Below are 21884 nucleotides of genomic sequence, written 5' to 3' on the forward strand. Positions count from 1 at the left end.
GGTCTGAGGGGCTTCGGGGCCTGCTCCAGCGCCCACAGAAGCCCGGGCCTCAGTGCTGCAGCGCTCGCTCGAGCGCCCGCAGGAACCCGTCGGTCGTCGCGCGGTCCCGCACCGCCAGCCGTAGCCACTGCTCGTCCAGGCCGGGGAACGTGTCCCCGCGGCGCACGGCGTAGCCGAGGTCGCGCAGGTGCCGCCGTACCGCGGACGCCCGCTCCAGGCGGATCAGGACGAACGGGCCCTGCGCGGGCCCGGCGACCCGCAGTCCGGCCGGGGCGAAGCGGGCGAGACCGGCCAGCAGATACGCGCGGTCCGCGGCGATGCGATGGGCCGCGTGGGCCGCCTCCGCCACCGCCCGTGGCCCCACGCACGCCTCGGCCGCGGCCAGCGCCGGGGTCGACACCGGCCACAGCGGCTGCGCGCGCTCCAGGTCCTCGACGGTCTCCGGCTCCGCCAGCACGTACCCGATCCGCAGCCCGGCCAGCCCCCATGTCTTGGTCAGACTGCGCAGCACCACGAGGCCGGGCACGTCGGCACGGCCGGCCAGGGCCTCGCGCTCGCCCGGCACCGCGTCCATGAACGCCTCGTCCACCACCAGCACCCGCCCGGGGCGGGCGAGGCCGGTGATCGTGTCCGCCGGGTGCAGCACCGAGGTCGGGTTGGTCGGGTTGCCGATCACGACCAGGTCCGCGTCCCCGGGGACGGCCGCCGGGTCCAGCCGGAAGCCGTCCTCCTCCCGCAGCAGCACCCGGCCGACCGTGTGCCCGGCGTCCCGCAGCGCCGCCTCGGGCTCCGTGAACTGAGGGTGGACGACGACCGGCCGGCGCACCTTCAGCGCCCGCGCCAGCAGTACGAACGCCTCCGCCGCTCCCGCCGTCAGCAGCACCCGCTCCACCGGCAGCCCGTGCCGGGCCGCCACCGCCGCCCGCGCGGCACGCCCGTCCGGGTAGGCGGCCAGGCCGCCGAGCGACGCGGCGATGTGCTCCCTCAGCCACTTCGGCGGTGTGTCCGCGCGGACGTTCACGGCGAGGTCGACGAGCGAGCCGCCGTCGTCCCGGACCTCCGCGTCGCCGTGGTGGCGCAGATCGTGCCCGCTCTCAGTGCGCATGCGAGTGAGCGCCGTGGTGGTGGTGCCCGTGCCCGTGGTGGTGGTCGTCGTCGTCCGGGTGGAAGTGCGGCTGCTGCGGCATGCCCACCTTGTCCTCGAAGCCGGGCAGCGCGATGCGGTACACGCACGAGTCGCAGTTCATCCGCAGATCGCCCTTGACGGCCTCCTCGTACCGCTCCCACACCAGGTCCAGCAGCTCCGGCTCCGGCCCGATGACGTCGGCGGAGAGCACCTCGACCTCCGGGTGCGCGGCCGCCCAGCCCTCTGTCTGGTGTCGCACCCGGTCCGGCAGGATGCCCGTGAACAGGAAGTAGGGCAGGACCACGATCCGGCGGGCGCCCAGCCGCACACAGCGGTCCAGCCCGCTGGGCACGTCCGGCGCCGCCAGCGACACGAACGCCGTCTCGACACCGGCGTACCCGCGCCCCTCCCACAGCAGCCGGGCCGCCTTGTGCACCTCGGCGTTGGCGTCCGGGTCCGTGGAGCCGCGCCCCACCAGCAGCACCGTCACGTCGGCCCGGTCCCCGGGCGTGCGGTCCGCCGACCCCAGGGCCTCGTCCAGCCGCCGCTCCAGCACGTTCAGCAGCGCCGGATGCGGGCCGAGCGGACGCCCGTAGGTGTAGGAGATGCCGGGGTGCCGCTCCTTCTCACGGGCCAGGGCCGCCGGGATGTCGCCCTTGGCGTGCCCGGCGGACACCAGCATCAGCGGGACGGCGGCGAAGCGCCGCACGCCCTGTTCCACCAGCTCGGTGACGGCCTCGCCCAGCGGCGGTGGGGACAGTTCGATGAAGCCGCCCGCGACGGGCAGCCCGGGGTGCCGGGCCCCCAGCCGCCGTACGAAGTCGCGGAACGCCTCCGCTCCGGCGTCGTCGCGGGTGCCGTGGCCGGCGATGAGCAGGGCGGGCGGGGTGGTCACAGGTTCTCCTCGGCGGAAGTGGGGTGGTACAGCAGGGCGTTGAGCGCGGCGGCGGCGACCGCCGACCCGCCCTTCTCGGACACGTTGCTCACGGCGGGCAGTCCGCTCTCGCGCAGCGCGGCCTTCGATTCGACGGCTCCGACGAAACCGACGGGCAGGCCGATGACGAGCGCGGGGTCGGCGTCGAGCGTCAGCAGTTCCTCCAGCGCGGTCGGCGCGTTGCCGATCACCCAGAGGGCACCGGGGCCGACCTGCTCGTGGGCGAGCCGGATCGCGTGCGCGGAACGGGTCAGCCCCGGACCGGACTCGGCGTCCCTCAGACGGCAGACGGTCTCCCGCCGGGTGATCCCGGCGCCGACCATCTCCACGTCCACGACCACGGGCGCCCCGGCGTGCAGCGCCGTGTGCGCCTTCCGCAGGGCGGCCTCGTCGATGACGAGGTCGGTGGCGTAGTCGAGGTCGGCGGCGGAGTGGATGACCCGCTCCACGACCGCCCGGGTCAGCGGCGGGAAGTGCGAGGTGTCCAGCCGGGCGCGCAGCCGCCGGTAGGACTCCACCTCGATCGGATGAACGACGCGGTTCACTCGGAGCCCTCCCGCGCCGACTGCCAGCGGTAACCGCGCGGGGTCACCATGCGCCCCGCGATGTCCCTGGTCGCCGTGTTGCCCACGGTCACGACCGTCATCATGTCGACCGTCGCCGGGTCCAGAGCCCTCAGCGTCGTGAGCCGGCTGGACTCGTCCGGCCGCGAGGCGTTGCGTACGACACCGACCGGCGTCGTCGGCGTCCGGTGCTCGGCGAGGATGCCCAGCGCCTTGGGGAGCTGCCAGTCGCGGCCGCGCGAGCGCGGGTTGTAGAAGGTGACCACGAGGTCCGCCTCGGCCGCCGCGCGCACCCGCCGCTCGATGACCTCCCACGGTGTGTGCAGGTCGGACAGGCTGATCGACACGTGGTCGTGGCCCAGCGGGGCGCCCAGGATCGCGCCGGCCGCGAGCGCCGCGGTCACGCCGGGCACTCCGACCACGTCGATGTCGTCGGAGGCCTCGGCCAGCGCGGGGGAGGCCATGGCGTAGACGCCCGCGTCCCCGCTGCCGATCAGGGCGACGGCCTGCCCCTTGCGGGCCTCCTCGACCGCCGTGCGCGCCCGCTCCTCCTCGGCCCCGAGTCCCGACTCCAGGATCAGGGTGCCGGGCCGCAGCAGGTCACGGATCTGGTCGACGTACTGGTCGAGCCCCACGAGCACGCGGGCGCGCCGCAGTTCGGTCTTCGCGCGCGGTGTCAGCAGGTCCCGGGCGCCCGGCCCGAGCCCGACCACCGCGAGCCGCCCGCGCCCCGGCCGCCGTACGACGGCACAGGTCGCCATCGCCGGGCTCGCGGCCGACTTCCGCTTGGGGACGAGGAGTTCGCCGCCGCCGACGAGCGCGGCGGCCTCCGCGACGGACGGGGTGCCGACGGCCGCGAGCGGCGCGTCGGACGGGTTGGGCACATCGACCCCAGCCAGGTCCTCGGCGCAGTACGTCACCAGGGGCACCCCGAGCCGCCGCGCCGCCTCGACGATGCCGGGCTCCGCGGCCTTGGCGTCGACGGTGGCCAGCTCGGCGACGGACGCCGGGGACAGCCCGGCCTCCCGCAGGGCGTCCCCGACCAGCCCGAGGACCTCCTCGACGGGGGCGCCCTTGGACGCCCCGACCCCGACGACCAGGCTCGGCGGACGCAGCACGACCTCGCGCCCGGCCGCCTCCACGAGCCGGTCGGTGAGCCGGATCGTGTACGGGCCCTCGTCCGTCACCGGCAGCGGGGGCAGCGGCCAGGCCACCTCGGCCCGCAGTGCCACCGCCTCACCGTCCAGCAGCGCCCGCGACACCCCGGCGACATCGCCCTCGACGGGCAGGCCGAGGGTGTCCAGGCCCGGCAGGTCCACGGCGTCCGTGGCCGTCGTCACGACCGGCTCGGCGCCCAGCACGTCGCCCACCTCGCGGGCCAGTTCATTGGCCCCGCCCGCGTGCCCGCCCAGCAGGGACACGGCGAACCGCCCGCCCTCGTCGACGCACACCACGCCCGGGTCCTCGGTCTTGCCGGACAGCAGCGGTGCCACCAGCCGCACCACCGCCCCCGTCGCCAGGAAGCACACGAGCTGCTCGCACTGCGCGAACGCGGTCCGTACGGCGTCCCCGACGGGACCGTCGTACACCCGCGTGCGGTCCGGCCACGCCGCGGCCAGCCGGTCCCGCGCAGCCGCTCCCGCCGCGGTGGCGGAAATGAGGCCGATCACTGAGCGACTCCTTCTTCGACAGCTGCCGGAGGCCGGACGCCCCACAGCAGGAAAACGGGGTTGGTCGCCGCGAGCCGGGTCACGTCCCCGGGCAGCGGCGCGAGCCGCGACGACTGCAGCAGCACGCCGTCGCAGGTGAGACCGGCGCCCGTCAGGGCCTCGCGCGCGGCCGGTACCCGGTCGAGCGCCGCCATGGCGACGACCACCGTGCGCCGGGCACGCCGCGCACACGCGGCGACGACGGCGGGCAGCTCGCGCCCGCCGCCCCCCACGAACACGGCGTCCGGGGCCTCGGCGAGATCCGCCAGCACGTCCGGCGCCGTGCCCCGCACCACGCGGACGTCCACGCCGTGCGCGGCGGCGTTGGCGCGGACCCGCTCCACCCCGTCCGCGGCCTTCTCCACGGCGGTGACGGCCGCGCCCAGCCGCGCGCACTCCACGGCCACGGACCCCGAACCCGCGCCCACGTCCCACACCAGGTCACCCGGGCGCGGCCCCAGCCGGGCCAGGGCCAGCGCCCGCACCTCGAACTTGGTGATCATCGAGTCCCGGTGGGTGAACTCCGCCTCCGCCAGGGCCCAGCCGGCGGGCCGCTCCCCGGGCCCCGCGACGGTCCGCACGGCCCCGAGGGCGCGCGTCTCGTCCAGGCACAGCACCACGTTCACCGCCGTGCCCCAGTCCCGGGCGGCGGCCTCGGCGGGCGTCACCCGCTCCACGCGCTCCGCCGGCGAGCCGAGCCCGGAGGCGACGACCAGCACCCGCGGCGCGTCCCACAACGCGGCACCCAGCTCCGCGGGGCCCGCGCCCGGCCCGGTCAGCACAGCCGTCTTCGCCTGCGCCCGGCACACGTTGACGGCCGTGCGCAGCTCCCGCCCGTGGGCGCTCACCACCACGGCGTCGTCCCAGGGCAGCCCGATCCGCGCAAACGCGGCGGCCACGGACGACACCCCGGGCCGCACCTGAAGCCGCTCCGGACCGAACCGCTCGGCCAGCACCCGCACGATCCCGAAGAACCCGGGGTCGCCGGAGGCCAGGACCAGAACGGGACGGTCCTTCGCGACGTACGTGCCGATGGTGTCGAGAGCCGGTGCCAGCGGCCCGAGCACGACCCGCTCCGCCCGCTCGGGCAGCCGCACGGCATCGAGATGCCGCCGCCCGCCCACGACCAGCTCGGCACCGGCGAGGACGTCGTCGCAGGGCGCCGCCCCCGTCCCCGTGCCGACCACCGTGATCATGTACTGGCACCCCGTTCACGCAGGGCCCTGCGGGCCTCCGGGTCGGCCTTGCGGTAGCCGTGGAAGTGACCCGGGTGGTACAGGTGCGAGCGCGTGCCGTGCGCGTCGAGCGCCGGGCCGACCAGGAACAGGGTGTGCTTCCAGAGCTTGTGCTCCTTGACCGTCTCCTCCAGCGTGCCGATCGTGCACTTCACGATCAGCTCCTCGGGCCAGGTCGCCTGGTAGGCCACCACGACCGGGGTCGTCGTCGGGTAGCCGCCCTCCAGCAGCTCCCGCACGAGCTGCCCGCTGCGGGCGGCGGAGAGGAACACCGCCATGGTGGTGCCGTGCTTGGCGAACTCACGGACCTCCTCCCCGGGCGGCATCGGCGTCTTGCCGCCACCGAGCCGGGTCAGCACGACCGACTGCGCGACCTCGGGGATGGTCAGCTCGCGCTGGGCGAGCGCCGCGACGGCCGAGAAGGAGGACACCCCGGGCACGATCTCGGTCGCGATGCCGATCTCGGCACACCGGTCGACCTGCTCCTGCGTGCCGCCCCACAGGGCCGGGTCACCGGAGTGGATGCGGGCGACCTTGAGGCCCTCGGCGCGGGCCCGCTCGTACACGCCGACGACGTCCTCCAGGGACATGGTCGCCGAGTCCAGGATCTCCGCGTCCTCGCGGGCGTGCTCGAGGACCTCCTCCTGGACCAGGCTGGCCGCCCAGATCACCACGTCGGCCTCGGCGATGGCGCGCGCGGCGCGGAACGTCAGCAGGTCGGCGGCACCGGGGCCGGCGCCGACGAAGGTCACTGTGCCGGCAGGGGCGTCGGCCATGGGATGGGTCCTCTCGTGGTTCACGGGTGTCACAGCTTGCCGCCGCGTCCGCCGTCGCGCCGCGCGGGGGCGATGAGCGTCGACAGGTACGGCAGGGGAGCGCCGTCCAGCGCGGCCGCCGGGCGGATGGACTCCTCCGGCAGACCGAGCGCCGACCCCCACACGGCGTCGGCGAGCCGCCCGGTCTCCCGCAGCGCCCCGGCGACCTCGTGCGCCTGCCGCCCGAACTTGTAGGCGACGACGGTCCCGGGCCCCGCCAGCGCCTCCTTCAGCACGGTCGCCCCCGCGGTGACGGGCACGAGCGTCAGCGGCTCGGTGCCCTCGGTCAGCACGGCGCCCGACCGGGCGGCGAGGTCCTGCATGGCGGTGATCCCGGGGACGGTCTCCACGATCACGCCCGGCACCAGCTCGACGATGGTCTGCGCGAGGTACGTGAAGGTCGAGTACACGTTGGGATCGCCGATGGTCGCGAAGGCGACGCTGCCGTGATCCCTCAGCAGCTCGGCGACCCGCCCCCCGGCCGCGTCCCACGCCGCCTCGCGCCGCCCCCGGTCGCTGCGCTCGTTCAGCGCGAACACGACCCGGACGACCTTCTCCTCGGGCACGTAGTGCAACACGGTCGCCTCGGCCCGACCGCGCTCCAGGGTGTCCATCACGGGCACGACGACCACGTCCGCCTCCCGCAGGGCGTTCACGCCCTTGACGGTCACCAGCTCCGGATCACCGGGGCCCACCCCGACTCCGACCAGCCTGCTGCTCATGACGTCCGGCACCTCTCCACGAACCGACGGGCGACACCGGGCTCGGACGCCCAGTGCGTGTGCAGATAGCTCGCGTGCACACCGCGCTGTACGAAACCTTCGACCCGCGGCCGGGGGCCGCGGACCCCCCAGGCGGGCTCCGTCCCCGAGCCGGGCTCCACCACGGTCCGGTGGAACTCGTGCCCCCGCATCCGGGTCCCGGCCGCCGCGAGCACACTGTCACCCACGGCCACGGCGTCCCGGTAGCCCAGGGTGAGCCGCTCGGTCATCCGCGCCTCGGCGTCCAGCACCCCGCACATCGGCAGCCCGTCCAGCTCCCGGCACAGGTACAGCAGCCCCGCGCACTCGGCGGCGACGGGAGCGCCGCTTCCCGCCAGCTCGCCTACGGCCTTGCGCAGGGGTTCGTTGGCGGACAGCTCCGAGGCGTACACCTCGGGGAACCCGCCCCCGATCACCAACCCTGCGGTCCCCTCGGGCAGTTCCTCGTCCCGCAGCGGATCGAAGACGACGACCTCCGCCCCGGCGGCGGTGAGCAGCTCGGTGTGCTCGGCGTAGGAGAAGGTGAACGCCGGACCGCCGGCAACGGCGACGACGGGCGCGCTCTGCTCGTCCGAGTGTGTCGGGCCGGCGTGGGCCGCTCGCCTTTCGTCCTCCCGCGTCGGGCCGGCGGGGGTCTCCGGCCTCACGTCCGACCGTGTCGGGTGGTGGGCGGGCGAGGCGGGCGAGGCGGGCGAGGCGGGGGTCCAGGGGGCGAAGCCCCCTGGTACGGCTCCGGCCGCACGTGCCAGGGCTTCCAACGCCCCCAGGTCACAACCGTCCACGACCTGCGCGGCCATCGCAGCAACGGCCTCGGCCGCCGCACCCTGCCGTTCGGCTACAGGGACCAGACCGAGATGCCGAGAAGGCGTGGACACCTGCGCAGCCCGCCGCAAGGCGCCCAGCACCGGCACCCCGGCCTGCTCCAGCGCCTCCCGCAGCAACTCCTCGTGCCGGTCCGAGGCGACCTTGTTCAGGATCACGCCCCCGACCCGCACCTCCGGGTCCCAGGACGCGAACCCGTGCACCAGCGCCGCCACCGACCGCGACTGCGACGACGCGTCGACGACCAGCACCACCGGCGCCCGCAACAGCTTGGCGACATGAGCCGTCGAGGCGAGCTCACCCTCTCCGGCGGCCCCGTCGTACAGCCCCATCACGCCCTCGACGACCGCGATGTCACACCCCCGCGCACCGTGCAGGAACAGCGGCCCGACCAGCTCGGGCCCGCACAGGTACGCGTCGAGGTTCCGTCCCACCCGCCCGGTCGCGAGCGCGTGGTACCCGGGGTCGATGTAGTCCGGCCCGACCTTGTGCGGGGACACGACGAGCCCCCGCGCGGCGAACGCGGCCATCAACCCCGTGGCGACGGTGGTCTTGCCGCTGCCCGAGGAGGGCGCGGCGATGACCAGCCGAGGGACGGAAGCACTCACCACTCGATGCCCCTCTGGCCCTTCTGGCCCGCGTCCATCGGATGCTTGACCTTGGACATGTCGGTCACGAGATCGGCGAAGTCCACGAGCTTGCCCGGCGCGTTCCGCCCGGTGATGACGACATGCTGCGTCCCCGGCCGGTCCCGCAGCACGGAGATCACCTCGTCCGTGTCCACCCAGCCCCAGTGCATCGGGTAGGCGAACTCGTCCAGCACGTACAGCCGGTACGTCTCGGCGGCCAGGTCACGCTTGACCTGCTCCCAGCCCTCCCGGGCCTTGTCCTCGTTGTCCATCTGGGCATCGCGCTGCACCCAGGACCAGCCCTCGCCCATCTTGTGCCAGTCGACGGACCCGCCCTCGCCGGAGGCGCCGAGCACCCGCAGCGCGTTCTCCTCGCCGACCTTCCACTTCGCCGACTTGACGAACTGGAACACCCCGATCGGCCACCCCTGGTTCCAGGCCCGCAGCGCGAGCCCGAAGGCGGCGGTGGACTTGCCCTTGCCGACGCCCGTATGCACGACGACCAGCGGACGGTTCCGGCGCTGCCGTGTCGTCAGCCCGTCGTCCGGCACCACACTCGGCTGTCCCTGCGGCATTACGCGGCCCTCCTCTGTACGTCCTTCACGAGCCCGGCGATGCTGTCCGCCCGCAGCTCGTCCAAGGTCACGGCCGTACCGCCCAGTTCACCCGCGAGCTGCCCGGCGAGTCCCAGCCGCACCGGCCCCGACTCGCAGTCCACGACCACCGAGGCGACCCCGTCGGCCGCGAACAGCCGGGCCGCGCGCCCGGCCAGGGCGACGGGCTCCGGGCCACCGGTGGCCCGCCCGTCCGTCACGACCACGACCAGCGGCCGCCGCGCGGGATCGCGCAGCCGCTCCACGCGCAGCACGTCGTGGGCGCGCAGCAGCCCGGCGGCGAGCGGTGTGCGCCCGCCGGTCGGCAGCGTCTCCAGGCGGGCCGCCGCGGCGTCCACCGACGAGGTCGGCGGCAGCGCGACGTCCGCGACCGAGCCGCGGAAGGTCACCAGGCCCACCTTGTCGCGCCGCTGGTAGGCGTCCAGCAGCAGCGACAGCACGGCGCCCTTCACCGCGCTCATCCGCTGGCGTGCCGCCATCGAACCGGAGGCGTCCACGACGAACAGCACGAGATTGCCCTCGCGCCCTTCGCGGGCGGCCTGCCGCAGATCGTCCCGGCGCACGACCAGGCCCGGTCCGGAGCGTCCGCGTGCCCGCTGGTGGGGTGCCGCGGCCTGCACGGTCGCCGCCAGGTGCAGCTTGGTGAGCGCGCCCCGCGGTCGCCGGGCACCCGTCGTCCGCCCCTGCTCGGTCCGCGCCCGCGAACGCCGCCCGGCGGCCCCCTCGCCGATCCCGGGCACGCTCAGCACCTTCGTCCGGAACGGTTCGGAAGCCCGTACGGCCGACTGCTCACCGCCCCCCGAGGGCTGCGGCTGCCCGTTCTCCCCGGCCTCGGGCCGGGCCCCGGTGTCGCCGTCGCCCTGCGGAGCGTCGTCGGGTTCCGGCTGTCCACCGCCCCCGCCCGGTCCGTCCGGCCCCGGGTCCGGGTCCGGGTCCGGATCGTCCTCGTCCGAGCCGCCGAACTCCTCCAGCGTCTCGTCCAGCTTGTCCTCGTCGAGCCCCGGCGCGTCGAAGGGGTTGCGCCGCCGCCGGTGCGGCAGTGCGAGCAGCGCCGCCTGCCGGACGTCCTCGGCGAGCACCTCCGTGCGCCCGGCCCAGGCCGCCAGCGCGGTGGCGGTGCGCGCCATCACGATGTCCGCGCGCATGCCGTCCACCTCGAAGGCCGCGCAGGTCGCCGCGATCTGCCGCAGCGCACCGTCGCCCAGCCGCACGGACGGCAGCAGCTCCCGCGCCGCGATGATCCGCGCCCGTACGGCGGCCTCCTCCTCGGCCCAGCGCGCGGCGAATCCGCCGGGGTCGTCGTCGTAGGCCAGGCGCCGCCGCACGACCTGCACCCGCTGGTCCGGCTCCCGCGAGGCCGCGACCTCCACGGTCAGCCCGAACCGGTCGAGCAACTGCGGCCGCAGCTCGCCCTCTTCGGGGTTCATGGTGCCCACGAGCAGGAAGCGGGCGGCGTGCCGCACGGAGACGCCCTCGCGCTCCACGTAGGAGGCGCCCATCGCGGCGGCGTCCAGCAGCAGGTCGACCAGGTGGTCGTGGAGGAGGTTGACCTCGTCGACGTAGAGGATCCCGCGGTGCGCGTCGGCGAGCAGGCCCGGCTCGAAGGCCTTCACACCCTCGGACAGGGCCCGCTCGATGTCCAGCGCGCCGACCAGCCGGTCCTCGGAGGCGCCGACGGGCAGCTCGACCATCCGGGCGGGCCGCTCGACGCCGGTGCCGGCCTCGTGCGGCCCGTCCGGGCACGCCGGGTCGGGGGAGGCGGGATCGCACGAGAAACGGCATCCCGGGACGACCGGGACCGCCGGCAGCAGCGCCGCCAGCGCCCGCACCGCGGTCGACTTGGCCGTGCCCTTCTCACCGCGCACCAGCACACCGCCGACCGCCGGTGAGACCGCGTTCAGCAGCAGCGCGAGCCGCAGGTCGTCCTGGCCCACGACGGCCGTGAACGGAAAGGGGGTGCTCACTTGTCGTCGCCCTCCAAGTCGCCTTCGAGTTCCAGGTAGGTGGCCCGCAGCCGCTCCAGCGTCTCCGCGTCCGGCTCGGCCCACAGTCCGCGCTCGGCCGCCTCCAGCAACCGCTCGGTGATGCCGCGCAGCGCCCACGGGTTGGACTTCTTCATGAAGTCCCGGTTCTCCGGGTCGAAGACGTACTCGGCGCTGAGCTTCTCGTACATCCAGTCGTCCACGACCCCGGCCGTGGCGTCGTACCCGAACAGGTAGTCCACGGTGGCCGCCATCTCGAAGGCGCCCTTGTAGCCGTGCCGCCGCATCGCCGCCATCCAGCGCGGGTTGACCACCCGGGCGCGGAAGACGCGGTGCGTCTCCTCACCGAGCGTGCGGGTCTTCACCTGGTCCGGGGTGGCCGAGTCACCGACGTACGCCTCGGGGCTCGTCCCCGTCAGGTGCCGCACCATGGCGACCATGCCGCCGTGGTACTGGAAGTAGTCGTCGGCGTCGACCAGGTCGTGCTCGCGGGTGTCGACGTTCTTCGCTGCCACGGCGATCCGCTTGAACGCCGTCTCCATGTCCCCGCGCGCGGCCCGGCCGTCGAGCCCTCGCCCGTAGGCGTAACCGCCCCACACCGCGTACACCTCGGCGAGGTCCGCGTCGGAGCGCCAGTTGCGGGCGTCGATCAGCGGCAGCAGACCGGCCCCGTACGCCCCCGGCTTGGAGCCGAAGATACGGGCGGTGGCCCGCCGGCGGTCCCCGTGCTCGGCGGTGTCCTGGTCGGCGTGCGCCCGGACGTGGTTGGACTCGGCCGGTTCGTCCAGGTCGGCGACCGTGCGCACGGCGTCGTCGATCAGCCCCACCACGTGCGGGAACGCATCCCGGAAGAAGCCCGAGATGCGGACCGTGACGTCGATGCGCGGCCGGCCGAGCTCGGCCAGGGGGATCACCTCGAACCCGGTCACGCGCCGCGAGGCGTCGTCCCACACCGGCCGGCAGCCCAGCAGCGCCAGGATCTCGGCGATGTCGTCGCCCTGGGTGCGCATGGCCGAGGTGCCCCACACCGTCAGACCGACGGACGTCGGGTACTCGCCGGTGTCCTGCAGATACCGCTGCACCAGCGAGTCCGCGAGCGACTGCCCGACCTCCCAGCTCAGCCGGGACGGAATGGCCTTGGGGTCGACGGAGTAGAAGTTCCGGCCCGTCGGCAGGACGTTGACGAGCCCGCGGGTCGGCGAACCGGACGGTCCGGCCGGCACGTAGCCGCCCTCCAGGGCCCGCAGGATGTGCCCGATCTCGTCGGTGGTCTTCTCCAGCCGCGGCACGACCTCGGCGCAGGCGAACTCCAGCACGGCGACGGCCTCGGGCAGTTCGGCGCCGAGGACCTCCCGGATCAGCGGCGCGCTCTCGGCGACGGCCCAGCCGCGCTCCTCCATGCCCTCCGCGATCCGCCGGCACAGCTGCTCCAGCAGGTCGATCGCGTCGGCGGCGCTGCGGGCCGGGCCGTCCACCAGGTCCGTCAGCTCCACGGGCGCCTTCACCGCAGCGCCCGGCTCGGCCAGCAGTTCCTTCTCCACCAGACCGAAGTGCCGCGCCAGCGAGGCCCTGAGCCCCGGCAGCGCGTTGGCCTGCCCACCCCACACCTGCGAGGCGCGCAGCACGGCCAGCACGAGGTTGACGCGCGGCTCACCGACCGGCCCGCCGCCCAGGATGTGCAGGCCGTCGCGGATCTGCACGTCCTTGATCTCGCACAGATAGCCGTCGATGTGCATGACGAACTCGTCGAACGCCTCGTCGTCCGGCTGCTCGTCGACGTGCAGGTCGTGGTGGAGTTCGGCCGCCTTGACCAGCGTCCAGATCTGGGCGCGTACGGTCGGGGCCTTCGTCGGGTCCAGGTCCGACACGAGCGCGTACTCGTCGAGGAGCTGCTCCAGCTTGGCCAGGTCGCCGTAGGTGTCGGCGCGGGCCATCGGCGGCACGAGGTGGTCCACGACCGTGGCGTGCCCGCGCCGCTTGGCCTGGGTGCCCTCGCCCGGGTCGTTGACGATGAACGGGTAGATCAGCGGCAGGTCTCCGAGGACCGCGTCCGGGGCACAGCCCCCGCCGAGCCCGAGGCCCTTGCCGGGCAGCCACTCCATGGTGCCGTGCTTGCCCATGTGGACGATGGCGTCGGCACCGAAACTGTTCTCCAGCCACCGGTAGGCCGCCAGGTAGTGGTGGGACGGCGGCATGTCCGGGTCGTGGTAGATCGCGATCGGGTTCTCGCCGAAACCGCGCGGCGGCTGGATCATCACGACGACGTTCCCGAACTGCAGGGACGCCAGCACGATGTCGTCCCCGTCGACGTAGAGACTGCCCGGCGGCTCACCCCAGGCCTCGGTCATGGCGTCCTTCAGCTCCGGGTCGAGCTTCTCGAACCACGTCCGGTAGTCGGCCAGCGGCACCCGCGCGGGCGCGGCGGCCAGCTGCTCCTCCGTCAGCCACTCCACGTCGTGGCCGCCGGCGTTGATGAGCCGGTGGATCAGCTCGTCACCCTCCGCCGGGTGCCCCTCGACGAGATACCCGGCGTCACGCAGCGCGTCCAGCACCCGCACCGCCGAGGCCGGGGTGTCGAGTCCGACCGCGTTGCCGACCCGGGAGTGCTTGGTCGGGTACGCGGTGAAGACCAGCGCCAGCTTCTTCTCGGCGTTCTCCCTGTGCCGCAGTCGCGCGTGCCGTACGGCGATGCCGGCGACGCGCGCGGCCCGCTCCGGGTCGGCGACGTACACGGGCACGTCGTCCGGGCCCTGCTCCTTGAAGGAGAACGGCACGGTGATCAGCCGCCCGTCGAACTCCGGGATCGCCACCTGCATCGCGGCGTCCATGGGGGAGAGGGCGGCGTCCGACTCCGCCCAGGCCTGCCGCGAGGACGTCAGACAGAGGCCCTGCAGCACGGGGATGTTCAGCTCGGCGAGGGCGCCGATGTCCCAGGCCTCCTCGTCACCGCCGGCCGAGGCCTGCGAGGCATGGGTGCCGCCGGCGGCGAGCACGGTCGCGACCAGGGTGTCCGCCCGCCCGAGGATCTCGTACAGCCCCGGGTCCGCGCCGCGCAGCGAACCGCAGTACACGGGCAGCGCGTTGGCGCCCCGCGCCTCGATCGCGTCGCACAGGGTGTCGACGAAGGCGGTGTTGCCGCTCAGGTGGTGCGCCCGGTAGAAGAGCACGCCGACGGTCGGCCGGCCCTCCACCCGGGAGCGCTCGCCGTGCACGCCGTACTCCGGCATCTTGCGCGGCTCGACGAACCCCTCGCCCGTCAGCAGCACGGTGTCCGAGAGGAACCGGGCGAGTTCGGTGAGGTTGTCCGGCCCGCCCTCCACGAGGTACTTCAGCGCCTCGGCCACGACACCGGCCGGGACGGACGACTCGGCCATCAACTCCGCGTCCGGCACGGCCTCCCCGCCCAGCAGCACGGTGGGGATGCCGGAGGCCTTCAGGGCGGCGAGCCCGTCCTCCCAGGCCCGCTTGCCGCCGAGCAGCCGGACGACGGCGATGCCGGCGCCGTCCAGCAGGGCCGGAAGCTCCTCCCGGACGTCCACGCGGGTGGGGTTGCCGATCCGGTAGTCGGCACCGGAGGCGGCCCGGGCCGCCAGCAGGTCCGTGTCGGCGGTCGACAACAACAACACTGTGCTCATGCGGGCGCTCCCGGTGGAATGAAGGGCAGTCCTTGTGGCGCGCCGGACTCGATGAGCCGCCACAGCGCGTCCGTGTCCGCGTGCTGTTCGATCAGGTCGCCGAGCCGGTCGAGCTGCTCCTCGCGCAGCGCGGCGAACGAGGTGTCCGGCGCGGGCACGAAGCGGCGGCCCGCGGCGGCCGCCACCTCCCGCAGAAAGGCCCGCCGGAAACCGTCCGACTCCAGTGAGCCGTGCCAGTGGGTGCCCCAGGTCTGGCCGACCCGGCAGCCGTCCAGGAAGGGGATTCCTCCGGTGACGTCGGCGACGCCGTGATGGATCTCGTAGCCCTCCACCCGCTCGCCGAGGGCCTCGCCCGCCGGCCGGGTGAGGGTCTTCTCGCGGGCGAACCGCACCCGCACGGGCAGGATCCCGAGCCCGTCGACATGCCCCCGTCGGCTCTCGACGTCGTCCTCGATGTGCTCGCCGAGGATCTGGAAACCGCCGCAGACGCCGAGGACGGGCCGCTGTTCGGCGGCCCTGCGGGCCAGCGCGTCGGCGAGGCCGCGCTCGCGCAGCCACTCCAGCGCGCGGACCGTCCCGCGGGTGCCGGGCACGATGACGAGGTCGGCGTCGGACAGTTCCTCCGGCCGGTCCACGAACCGCACCACGACGCCCGGTTCGGCCGCCAGCGCGTCCACGTCGGTGAAGTTGGACATGAGCGGCACGGCGCAGACCGCGACGCGCAGCACGTCCTCGCCGACCGGCGGGGCGACGACGGACTCCCGCACCGCTCCCCGCAGGGAGACGCGCAGCCCGTCCTCCTCGTCGATCCCGAGCCCGTGCCGGAACGGCAGCACGCCGTACGTACGCCGTCCGGTGAGGTCGCGCAGCATGTCCAGACCCGGCTCCAGCAGGGAGACGTCCCCGCGGAACTTGTTGACGAGGAACCCGGCGACACATGCCTGGTCCTCGGGCGACAGCAGCGCCACCGTCCCGAAGAACGAGGCGAACACCCCACCCCGGTCGATGTCGCCGACCACGAGCACGGGCAGCCCGGCGTTCCGGGCGATCCCCATGTTCACGATGTCCGTCCGCCGCAGGTTGATCTCGGCGGGAGAACCGGCACCCTCACAGATCACCGCGTCATACGTGCCCCGCAACTGCTCCAGGCAGTCCAGCACCGTCCCGAGCAGTCTCTGCTGCCGCCCGCCGTGGTACCCGCGCGCACTCATCTCCCCGACCGGCTTGCCCAGCAGCACGACCTGACTGCTCTGCTCACCCCCGGGCTTGAGCAGCACGGGATTCATCAGCGCGGTCGGCTCGACGCGGCAGGCCTGCGCCTGCATGGCCTGCGCCCGCCCGATCTCGGCCCCCTCCTTCGTCACGAAGGAGTTCAGGGACATGTTCTGCGCCTTGAAGGGCGCGACCTTGACGCCCTGCCGCACCAGCCACCGGCAGATCCCGGCGGTCACGACGCTCTTGCCCGCGTCGGAGGTGGTACCGGCGACGAGAAGACCACCGCTCACGTCATTTCCCCCTCTTGAGCAACCGCGCGCCGGCGCACACCCCGAGCGCGAGCCAGGTGACGCGCCGCGACAGCCGCACGGCCCGTTCGACATCGCGCGTGCCGACGGCACGCCCTTGCGTGTTCAGCACGGGCCGGTGCTCCACCCGCCCGCCGTACGAGAGCCTCCCGCCCAGCCGCACCCCGAGAGCCCCCGCGAAAGAGGCCTCCACGGGACCGGCGTTGGGGCTCGGATGCTTCGCCGCGTCGGCCCGCCAGGCCCGCACGGCGCCCCGGGGATCCGGCCCGGCCAGGGCCGCGAGGACCGCGGTCAGCCGCGCTCCCGGCCAGCCCGCGACATCGTCCAGCCGCGCGGAGGCCCACCCGTACCGCCGGTAGCGGGCCGACTTGTGTCCGACCATCGCGTCCAGGGTGTTGACGGCCCGGAACCCGAGCAGCCCCGGCACCCCGCCGACGGCTCCCCACACCAGGGCGCCCACCACCGCGTCGGAGGTGTTCTCGGCGACCGACTCGACCACGGCCCGGGCGATCCCGTCGGCATCGAGGGCCTGAGGGTCCCGCCCGCACAGATGCGGCAGCCGGGCCCGGGCCGTCTCGACGTCACCGGCCTCCAGGGCACGCCCGACGGCACGCGCCTCCCGGGCGAGCGAAGTCCCCCCGACGACGGCCCAGGTGGTGGCACCCGTCAGCGCGACGGAGGCGATGGAGGACGTCCGCACGGCACGCGCGGCGACGGAACCGAGCGCGACGGCCCCCGAGGTGCACACGGCGGTGTGCAGCGCGCCCCACCCGCGGTGGTCCCGCCACAACACCCGTTCCACGGCGCCCGCGGCCCGTCCGAACGCGGCGACCGGATGCCCCCGGCGAGGATCACCGAGCAGCAGGTCACCGATCAGACCGGCGGCGGCGCCGTACGCGAAGACGCGACCGGCACCCATGGGCTCAGCCGGCCGGAAGGGCGGGCGGAGGTGGCGTGTTGGAACGGGATCGGCAGCCGCGCATGGCGATACGTGTCCTCACTCAGGGTGTCCACGCCCTGGTTCGACGAGACCGGCGGCGAGAGTTCCTGGCTCCCGGGGATCGTCACCCCGGTGACAGTGGCGGGACCGCGCCGGAATCTCACCGGCTTCCTCTCCTGCCGCCGTACTGGCCCCGGCAGTCCACCACGGCCGGCAATCGCCGTCAACTTGCCGTTGACCTGCGAGGGGAGAGTGTGGAGAACCCCACACCGGCCCCTTCCCGCACACGACGACCGGGCGGCGCGGGACCGAAGTCCCGCACCGCCCGGCGGACACGATGTGCGGTCGGGCCGTCAGGCCACGATCAGGTAGATCCCGTAGCCCACGGCCGCCGCGCACGCCGCGAAGCACGTGTACGCTCCCGTGACCGCGAGCCCGGCGGACCCGCCCTGCGCCACCGCGCGCTCGCGGCGCGACAGGCCGGTGATGCCGAGGGTGAACAGGCCGACGAGGGCCACGGTGGCCACGAGGCTGACACCGAAGACGGAGCCGAGGGCCGCCCAGTCGATCTTCATATCGGAGACTCTTCCTTGTAACCGGTGGGCGGGGTCAGACCGTGGTGGTCGTGGTCGGCGTCCGTTCGGCGGTGGCCTGGGCCGGGAACGGGTGGACCGGCTCCTCGGCGACCGTGCCGCCCGCGGGCGGCGGCGTGACCGCGGCCATCGCCGCGGTCACCACACCGGCCGGCTCCGCCGCGTCGGTGTCGTTGACGTTCGTGTGGTCGACGACCTCACGCCGCGACAGCTTCCAGATCGCCGCGCTGGAGGCGATGAGGAAGACGGCCACCGCGGCGGTGCCCCAGCTGCCGAAGCCGGTGACGTACTCGGCGAGGGCGGCCACCAGGGCGGCCGCCGGCAGTGTCAGGCCCCAGGCGACGAACATCCGCGTCGCGGTGGACCAGCGGACCACTCCGCCCTTGCGGCCCAGCCCCGCGCCCATGACCGAACCGGACACGGAGTGCGTCGTGGAGAGGGAGAAGCCGAGGTGCGAGGAGGCCAGGATGACCGTGGCCGCGGAGGTCTGGGCGGCGAAGCCCTGCTGCGGCTGGAGGTCGGTCAGTCCCTTGCCCATGGTGCGGATGATGCGCCAGCCACCCAGGTACGTGCCGAGCGCGATGGCGAGACCCGCCGAGAGGATGACCCACATGGGCGGGTCGGAGTCGGGGGCGACGGCGCCGCCGGCGACCAGGGCGAGGGTGATGACACCCATCGTCTTCTGGGCGTCGTTGGTGCCGTGGGCCAGGGAGACCAGGCCCGCGGAGGCGATCTGGCCGGATCGGTAGCCCTTCTTGGACGCCTCGCCGTCGGCCTTGCGGCCGAGGGAGTAGGTCAGCCGTGTGGCGAGCATCGCCGCGACGCCCGCGACCAGCGGGGCGGCGATCGCCGGGATGAGCACCTTGGTGACCAGCACGTCGCCGTGCACCGCGCCGACGCCCGCCGAGGCGATCGTGGCGCCGATCAGACCGCCCATGAGTGCGTGGGAGGAGCTGGACGGCAGACCGACCAGCCAGGTCAGCAGGTTCCAGAGGATCGCGCCGACCAAGGCGGCGAAGATGACCTCGGGACGGATGCCGGCCTCGTCGACGAGGCCCTTGGAGATCGTGTTGGCGACTTCGACGGACAGGAAGGCGCCGACCAGGTTGAGAACCGCGGACATGGCCACCGCCGGCTTGGGCTTCATGGCGCCCGTGGAGATGGTCGTGGCCATGGCGTTCGCGGTGTCGTGGAAACCGTTCGTGAAATCGAACGCGAGTGCGGTTACGACCACAATCGCGAGGATCAGCGAGAAGCTTTCCATTTACCCAGGCAATCGTTCGAGGTCATTGACCGGATGAACGTAGGCAACCTGGATGAACGGAAGATGAACTGGGAAGGTCGTGGGGGTGACCGCAGAAGAGGGTCGCGACTCCGCCCCGGAACGGCGGCCCCGGCGCCCGTTGGTCACGAGCCTCGTGCGAACCGCTTCAGCCGATCGAGCGACCCGCTGAAGAGATTTCGGTCACCCGGCAGGGAGTGGCTGCCGCTGCCGGGGCGTGACCGGCCGCGGAGGGGCCGCTGTCGCCGGTGCCGGTGATCCACCCTCGGGCGGTCGCGCACATCACCGGTCGGCGGCCGGTCGGCCGCTCGGTCTCGTCACCGAACGACTTGGTCCGGCCGACCGTCCCCGCCCTGCCCGGGCAGGCCGCAGCAGCCGTGCCGGCTGTCCTGCGGGTTGTATGCGATGTCGCGCGCGGGCGGCGGTGGGTTCTGTCCGGTCCGGGACGGCGACGTGCACGGCGGAATCCCCCGGAGCGCACCGGAAGATCGGTGAATGTCCGTAGATCTCCCGCCGCGTAACATGCCCCGCCCGGCGGCGCGTTGAGCCTCCGCCTGGCAGGATCGCGGCATGGCTGAGCAGCGAGGCGACGAGCGGGGCACGGGAGACGCACGGCAGGCCGGACCGGGCGCGGGGGAGCGGCGCGGGAGTGTGCGCCCCGAGGAGGCGCGGGCCTGGGAGGACCTCGTCGCGACGGCCCGCCGGACGGTCGCGGACGGACTCGTCGTCGGCACGTCCGGCAACGTGTCGGTGCGCGTCGGCGACACGGTCCTGGTCACGCCGTCGGGTGTGCCCTACGACCGACTGGCGCCGGACGACGTGACCGGCGTCGACCTCGACGGCCGGCAGGTCCTCGGCACGCTCGTCCCGACCAGTGAGCTGCCCATGCACCTCGCCGTCTACCGCACGACCGGCGCCCTGGCCGTCGTCCACACCCACGCCGTGCACGCGACGGCCGTCTCGACGCTCGTGCGCGAGCTCCCGCTGATCCACTACATGGCCGCGGCGCTCGGCGGCCCCGTCCGGGTCGCCCCGTACGCCACGTACGGCACCGACGAGTTGGCCGAGAACATGCTCCGCGCCCTCGCCGGCCGCTCCGGCTGCCTCCTCCAGAACCACGGCACCGTCACCTACGGCGGCACCCTCGCCCAGGCCTACGACCGCACCGCCCAGCTGGAGTGGATGTGCCGCCTGTGGCTGACCGCCTCCTCTGTGCCGGGCCTGACCCCCGGCCTGCTGTCCCGGGAACAGCTCACCGAGGTGGAGGAGCGCCTGCGCGGCTACGGCCAGCGAGGCTGAGCCGTCCGGGCGGCCGCCGCGGACGTCACCCCGCCGTCGCCCCCCCACTGGTCGCCCACGGCATCCGCCAGGACACTGGAGCCGTGCGCACTGTCAGAGCGACGGCCGCTGCCGTCACCGCCGTGATCGGAGCCGGTGCCGCCGCGGTGGCCGCCGGCCGGCTCGCCAGCGACGCCGCGCTCAAGGCGCCCCCCGGCAGGCCCCTGCCCACCGAACCCCGGCTCACCGTGCACGGCACCGCCGCCGGGCGCATCAGCCTCACCCGGGACCTCGCCGCCCTGCGCCCCGGCCGTTACGGCCTGTCCGGGGACGGCTCCCACGCGGTCGTCGGCCCCGTCCTGGCCGGCGCCTCGCACTCCGCCGACACCGTCGTGCGCCGGCTGGAGAGCGTCACGCACGGCACACTGGCGTCCGGCGACAAGGTGTGGCTCACCCCGAACGTGTACGTCGGCAACCCGGGCGCCCTCGGGCTCGAACACGCCGACGTCGACATCCCCGGCGAACTCGGCGCCCTGCCCGCGTGGTTCGTGCCGGGCAAGCGGGACACCTGGGTGATCGCCGTGCACGGCCTGGGCACCACCCGGGAACTCGCCCTGAACGTCATGGGATTCCTGCACCGCAGCCAGTTCCCGGTGCTCGCCCTCGCCTACCGCGGCGACCTGGGCGCGCCCCGCCCGCCCGACGGCCTGAACCACCTCGGCGAGACCGAGTGGCGCGACCTCGACGCGGCCATCCGCCACGCCGTGCGCCACGGAGCCCGCCAGGTCGTCCTGCACGGCTGGTCCACCGGCGCCACCATGGCCCTGCGCGCCGCCGCGCGGTCCGGCATGCGCGAGCGGATCTCCGGGCTCGTCCTGGACTCCCCGGTGCTCAGCTGGGAGACCACCCTGCGCGCCCTCGCCTCGGCCCGCCGTACCCCGGGCGCGCTGCTGCCCCTCGCGGTCCGCGCCGCCCAGGGCCGCACCGGCCTGTCCGCCGACCGCGTCGCGGGCACCCTCCCGGCCGACGAGCTCCGGGTCCCGGTGCTCGTCCTCCACGGGCCGGACGACGCCGTCGCCCCCTGGCAGCTCTCGCGCCGTCTGGCCGACGCCCGCCCCGACATGGTCGCCTTCCACACCGTCCGCGGCGCCCCCCACGGAGCCATGTGGAACGCCGATCCCAAGGCCTACGAGGAAGCCCTCAGGCGCTTCCTGACCCCCCTCATGTGACCTCGTTCATATCCGCCGCTGGAGTGCGGCCCCTGTCGCGGCTTCTGGCGCACCCCCCCCGTTCACGCCCTCTTCGCCCCGTCGCAACCACGCCTCTTCCCCCTCCCCGCCGACCGGTCGCGACGATTCCGTTTAGCGTCGTACCACTGGCCGGTTCCCGGCCCTCGACCACTTCCGGCAACCGGTGCGTTGGCCATCCCCGTCGCCCGCCGTG

The 21884-nt window shown here is 74.2% G+C and carries 17 protein-coding genes and 1 riboswitch; of the genes, 2 read left to right on the plus strand and 15 right to left on the minus strand.

Annotated features, from left to right (window positions below):
- Positions 1-49: 49 nt before the first annotated feature.
- The 15 genes from cobC to QNO09_RS22945 form a co-directional block, all read right to left on the minus strand.
- Positions 50-1105 (minus strand): Rv2231c family histidinol phosphate aminotransferase CobC, encoded by a 1056-nt coding sequence (cobC, locus tag QNO09_RS22875; RefSeq protein ID WP_283972109.1) that lies wholly within the window; start codon positions 1103-1105, stop codon positions 50-52.
- Positions 1095-2021, minus strand: a complete 927-nt coding sequence (locus QNO09_RS22880) for a sirohydrochlorin chelatase (protein ID WP_283972110.1) — start codon at positions 2019-2021, stop codon at positions 1095-1097. Before QNO09_RS22880 ends, cobC begins: the two co-directional genes overlap by 11 nt.
- Positions 2018-2605, minus strand: a complete 588-nt coding sequence (locus tag QNO09_RS22885; RefSeq protein ID WP_283972111.1) for a precorrin-8X methylmutase — start codon at positions 2603-2605, stop codon at positions 2018-2020. Before QNO09_RS22885 ends, QNO09_RS22880 begins: the two co-directional genes overlap by 4 nt.
- Positions 2602-4293: a precorrin-3B C(17)-methyltransferase gene (gene cobJ / locus QNO09_RS22890; RefSeq protein ID WP_283972112.1), complete on the minus strand. Its 1692-nt coding sequence runs from the start codon at positions 4291-4293 to the stop codon at positions 2602-2604. The genes QNO09_RS22885 and cobJ overlap by 4 nt, the downstream gene beginning before the upstream one ends.
- Complete coding sequence (gene cbiE / locus QNO09_RS22895) at positions 4290-5528, minus strand: precorrin-6y C5,15-methyltransferase (decarboxylating) subunit CbiE (RefSeq protein WP_283972113.1); 1239 nt, start codon at positions 5526-5528, stop codon at positions 4290-4292. Before cbiE ends, cobJ begins: the two co-directional genes overlap by 4 nt.
- On the minus strand, positions 5525-6343 hold the full coding sequence (gene cobM, locus QNO09_RS22900) for a precorrin-4 C(11)-methyltransferase (protein ID WP_283972114.1): 819 nt from the start codon (positions 6341-6343) through the stop codon (positions 5525-5527). Before cobM ends, cbiE begins: the two co-directional genes overlap by 4 nt.
- A gap of 29 nt (positions 6344-6372) precedes the next feature.
- Positions 6373-7104: a precorrin-2 C(20)-methyltransferase gene (cobI, locus tag QNO09_RS22905; protein ID WP_283972115.1), complete on the minus strand. Its 732-nt coding sequence runs from the start codon at positions 7102-7104 to the stop codon at positions 6373-6375.
- Positions 7101-8573, minus strand: coding sequence for a cobyrinic acid a,c-diamide synthase CobB (locus tag QNO09_RS22910; RefSeq protein WP_283972116.1), 1473 nt, complete (start codon positions 8571-8573; stop codon positions 7101-7103). Before QNO09_RS22910 ends, cobI begins: the two co-directional genes overlap by 4 nt.
- Positions 8570-9169 (minus strand): cob(I)yrinic acid a,c-diamide adenosyltransferase, encoded by a 600-nt coding sequence (gene cobO / locus QNO09_RS22915; RefSeq protein WP_283972117.1) that lies wholly within the window; start codon positions 9167-9169, stop codon positions 8570-8572. The genes QNO09_RS22910 and cobO overlap by 4 nt, the downstream gene beginning before the upstream one ends.
- Positions 9169-11172, minus strand: coding sequence for a putative cobaltochelatase (locus QNO09_RS22920; protein ID WP_283972118.1), 2004 nt, complete (start codon positions 11170-11172; stop codon positions 9169-9171). Before QNO09_RS22920 ends, cobO begins: the two co-directional genes overlap by 1 nt.
- Positions 11169-14825: a cobaltochelatase subunit CobN gene (cobN, locus tag QNO09_RS22925; RefSeq protein ID WP_283972119.1), complete on the minus strand. Its 3657-nt coding sequence runs from the start codon at positions 14823-14825 to the stop codon at positions 11169-11171. The genes QNO09_RS22920 and cobN overlap by 4 nt, the downstream gene beginning before the upstream one ends.
- Positions 14822-16330, minus strand: a complete 1509-nt coding sequence (locus QNO09_RS22930) for a cobyric acid synthase (protein ID WP_283972120.1) — start codon at positions 16328-16330, stop codon at positions 14822-14824. The genes cobN and QNO09_RS22930 overlap by 4 nt, the downstream gene beginning before the upstream one ends.
- Before the next feature lies 1 nt (position 16331).
- A complete protein-coding gene (locus QNO09_RS22935; RefSeq protein WP_283972121.1) occupies positions 16332-17267 on the minus strand; it encodes a cobalamin biosynthesis protein in 936 nt (311 codons plus the stop codon).
- Between the two features lie 100 nt (positions 17268-17367).
- Positions 17368-17487, minus strand: a riboswitch (cobalamin riboswitch).
- A gap of 154 nt (positions 17488-17641) precedes the next feature.
- On the minus strand, positions 17642-17863 hold the full coding sequence (locus tag QNO09_RS22940; protein WP_283972122.1) for a hypothetical protein: 222 nt from the start codon (positions 17861-17863) through the stop codon (positions 17642-17644).
- Between the two features lie 34 nt (positions 17864-17897).
- Positions 17898-19145 carry an inorganic phosphate transporter gene (locus QNO09_RS22945; protein ID WP_283972123.1) on the minus strand — a complete coding sequence of 416 codons (1248 nt, stop codon included), beginning with the start codon at positions 19143-19145 and terminating at the stop codon, positions 17898-17900.
- Positions 19146-19733: 588 nt separating this feature from the next.
- Here QNO09_RS22945 and QNO09_RS22950 point away from each other — a divergent pair.
- Together QNO09_RS22950 and QNO09_RS22955 are read left to right on the plus strand one after the other, a co-directional pair.
- Positions 19734-20462: a class II aldolase/adducin family protein gene (locus tag QNO09_RS22950; RefSeq protein ID WP_283972124.1), complete on the plus strand. Its 729-nt coding sequence runs from the start codon at positions 19734-19736 to the stop codon at positions 20460-20462.
- An 83-nt stretch (positions 20463-20545) separates the two neighbouring features.
- The gene (locus tag QNO09_RS22955; protein WP_283972125.1) at positions 20546-21670 is read left to right on the plus strand and encodes an alpha/beta hydrolase family protein; all 1125 of its coding nucleotides are present in this window, start codon (positions 20546-20548) and stop codon (positions 21668-21670) included.
- The last annotated feature ends 214 nt before the right edge of the window (positions 21671-21884 follow it).

It is taken from the genome of Streptomyces sp. 378 (assembly GCF_030124145.1).
GTDB lineage: Bacteria > Actinomycetota > Actinomycetes > Streptomycetales > Streptomycetaceae > Streptomyces.

What these genes read in the sequence shown, in the direction of transcription:
- cobN (WP_283972119.1), bottom strand. Translation starts at nt 14,825, where the DNA reads ATGAGCACAGTGTTGTTGTTGTCGACCGCCGACACGGACCTGCTGGCG.
- cobM (WP_283972114.1), bottom strand. Translation starts at nt 6,343, where the DNA reads ATGGCCGACGCCCCTGCCGGCACAGTGACCTTCGTCGGCGCCGGCCCC.
- cobC (WP_283972109.1), bottom strand. Translation starts at nt 1,105, where the DNA reads ATGCGCACTGAGAGCGGGCACGATCTGCGCCACCACGGCGACGCGGAG.
- cbiE (WP_283972113.1), bottom strand. Translation starts at nt 5,528, where the DNA reads ATGATCACGGTGGTCGGCACGGGGACGGGGGCGGCGCCCTGCGACGAC.
- QNO09_RS22940 (WP_283972122.1), bottom strand. Translation starts at nt 17,863, where the DNA reads ATGAAGATCGACTGGGCGGCCCTCGGCTCCGTCTTCGGTGTCAGCCTC.
- QNO09_RS22945 (WP_283972123.1), bottom strand. Translation starts at nt 19,145, where the DNA reads ATGGAAAGCTTCTCGCTGATCCTCGCGATTGTGGTCGTAACCGCACTC.
- cobO (WP_283972117.1), bottom strand. Translation starts at nt 9,169, where the DNA reads ATGCCGCAGGGACAGCCGAGTGTGGTGCCGGACGACGGGCTGACGACA.
- QNO09_RS22950 (WP_283972124.1), top strand. Translation starts at nt 19,734, where the DNA reads ATGGCTGAGCAGCGAGGCGACGAGCGGGGCACGGGAGACGCACGGCAG.
- QNO09_RS22935 (WP_283972121.1), bottom strand. Translation starts at nt 17,267, where the DNA reads ATGGGTGCCGGTCGCGTCTTCGCGTACGGCGCCGCCGCCGGTCTGATC.
- cobI (WP_283972115.1), bottom strand. Translation starts at nt 7,104, where the DNA reads ATGAGCAGCAGGCTGGTCGGAGTCGGGGTGGGCCCCGGTGATCCGGAG.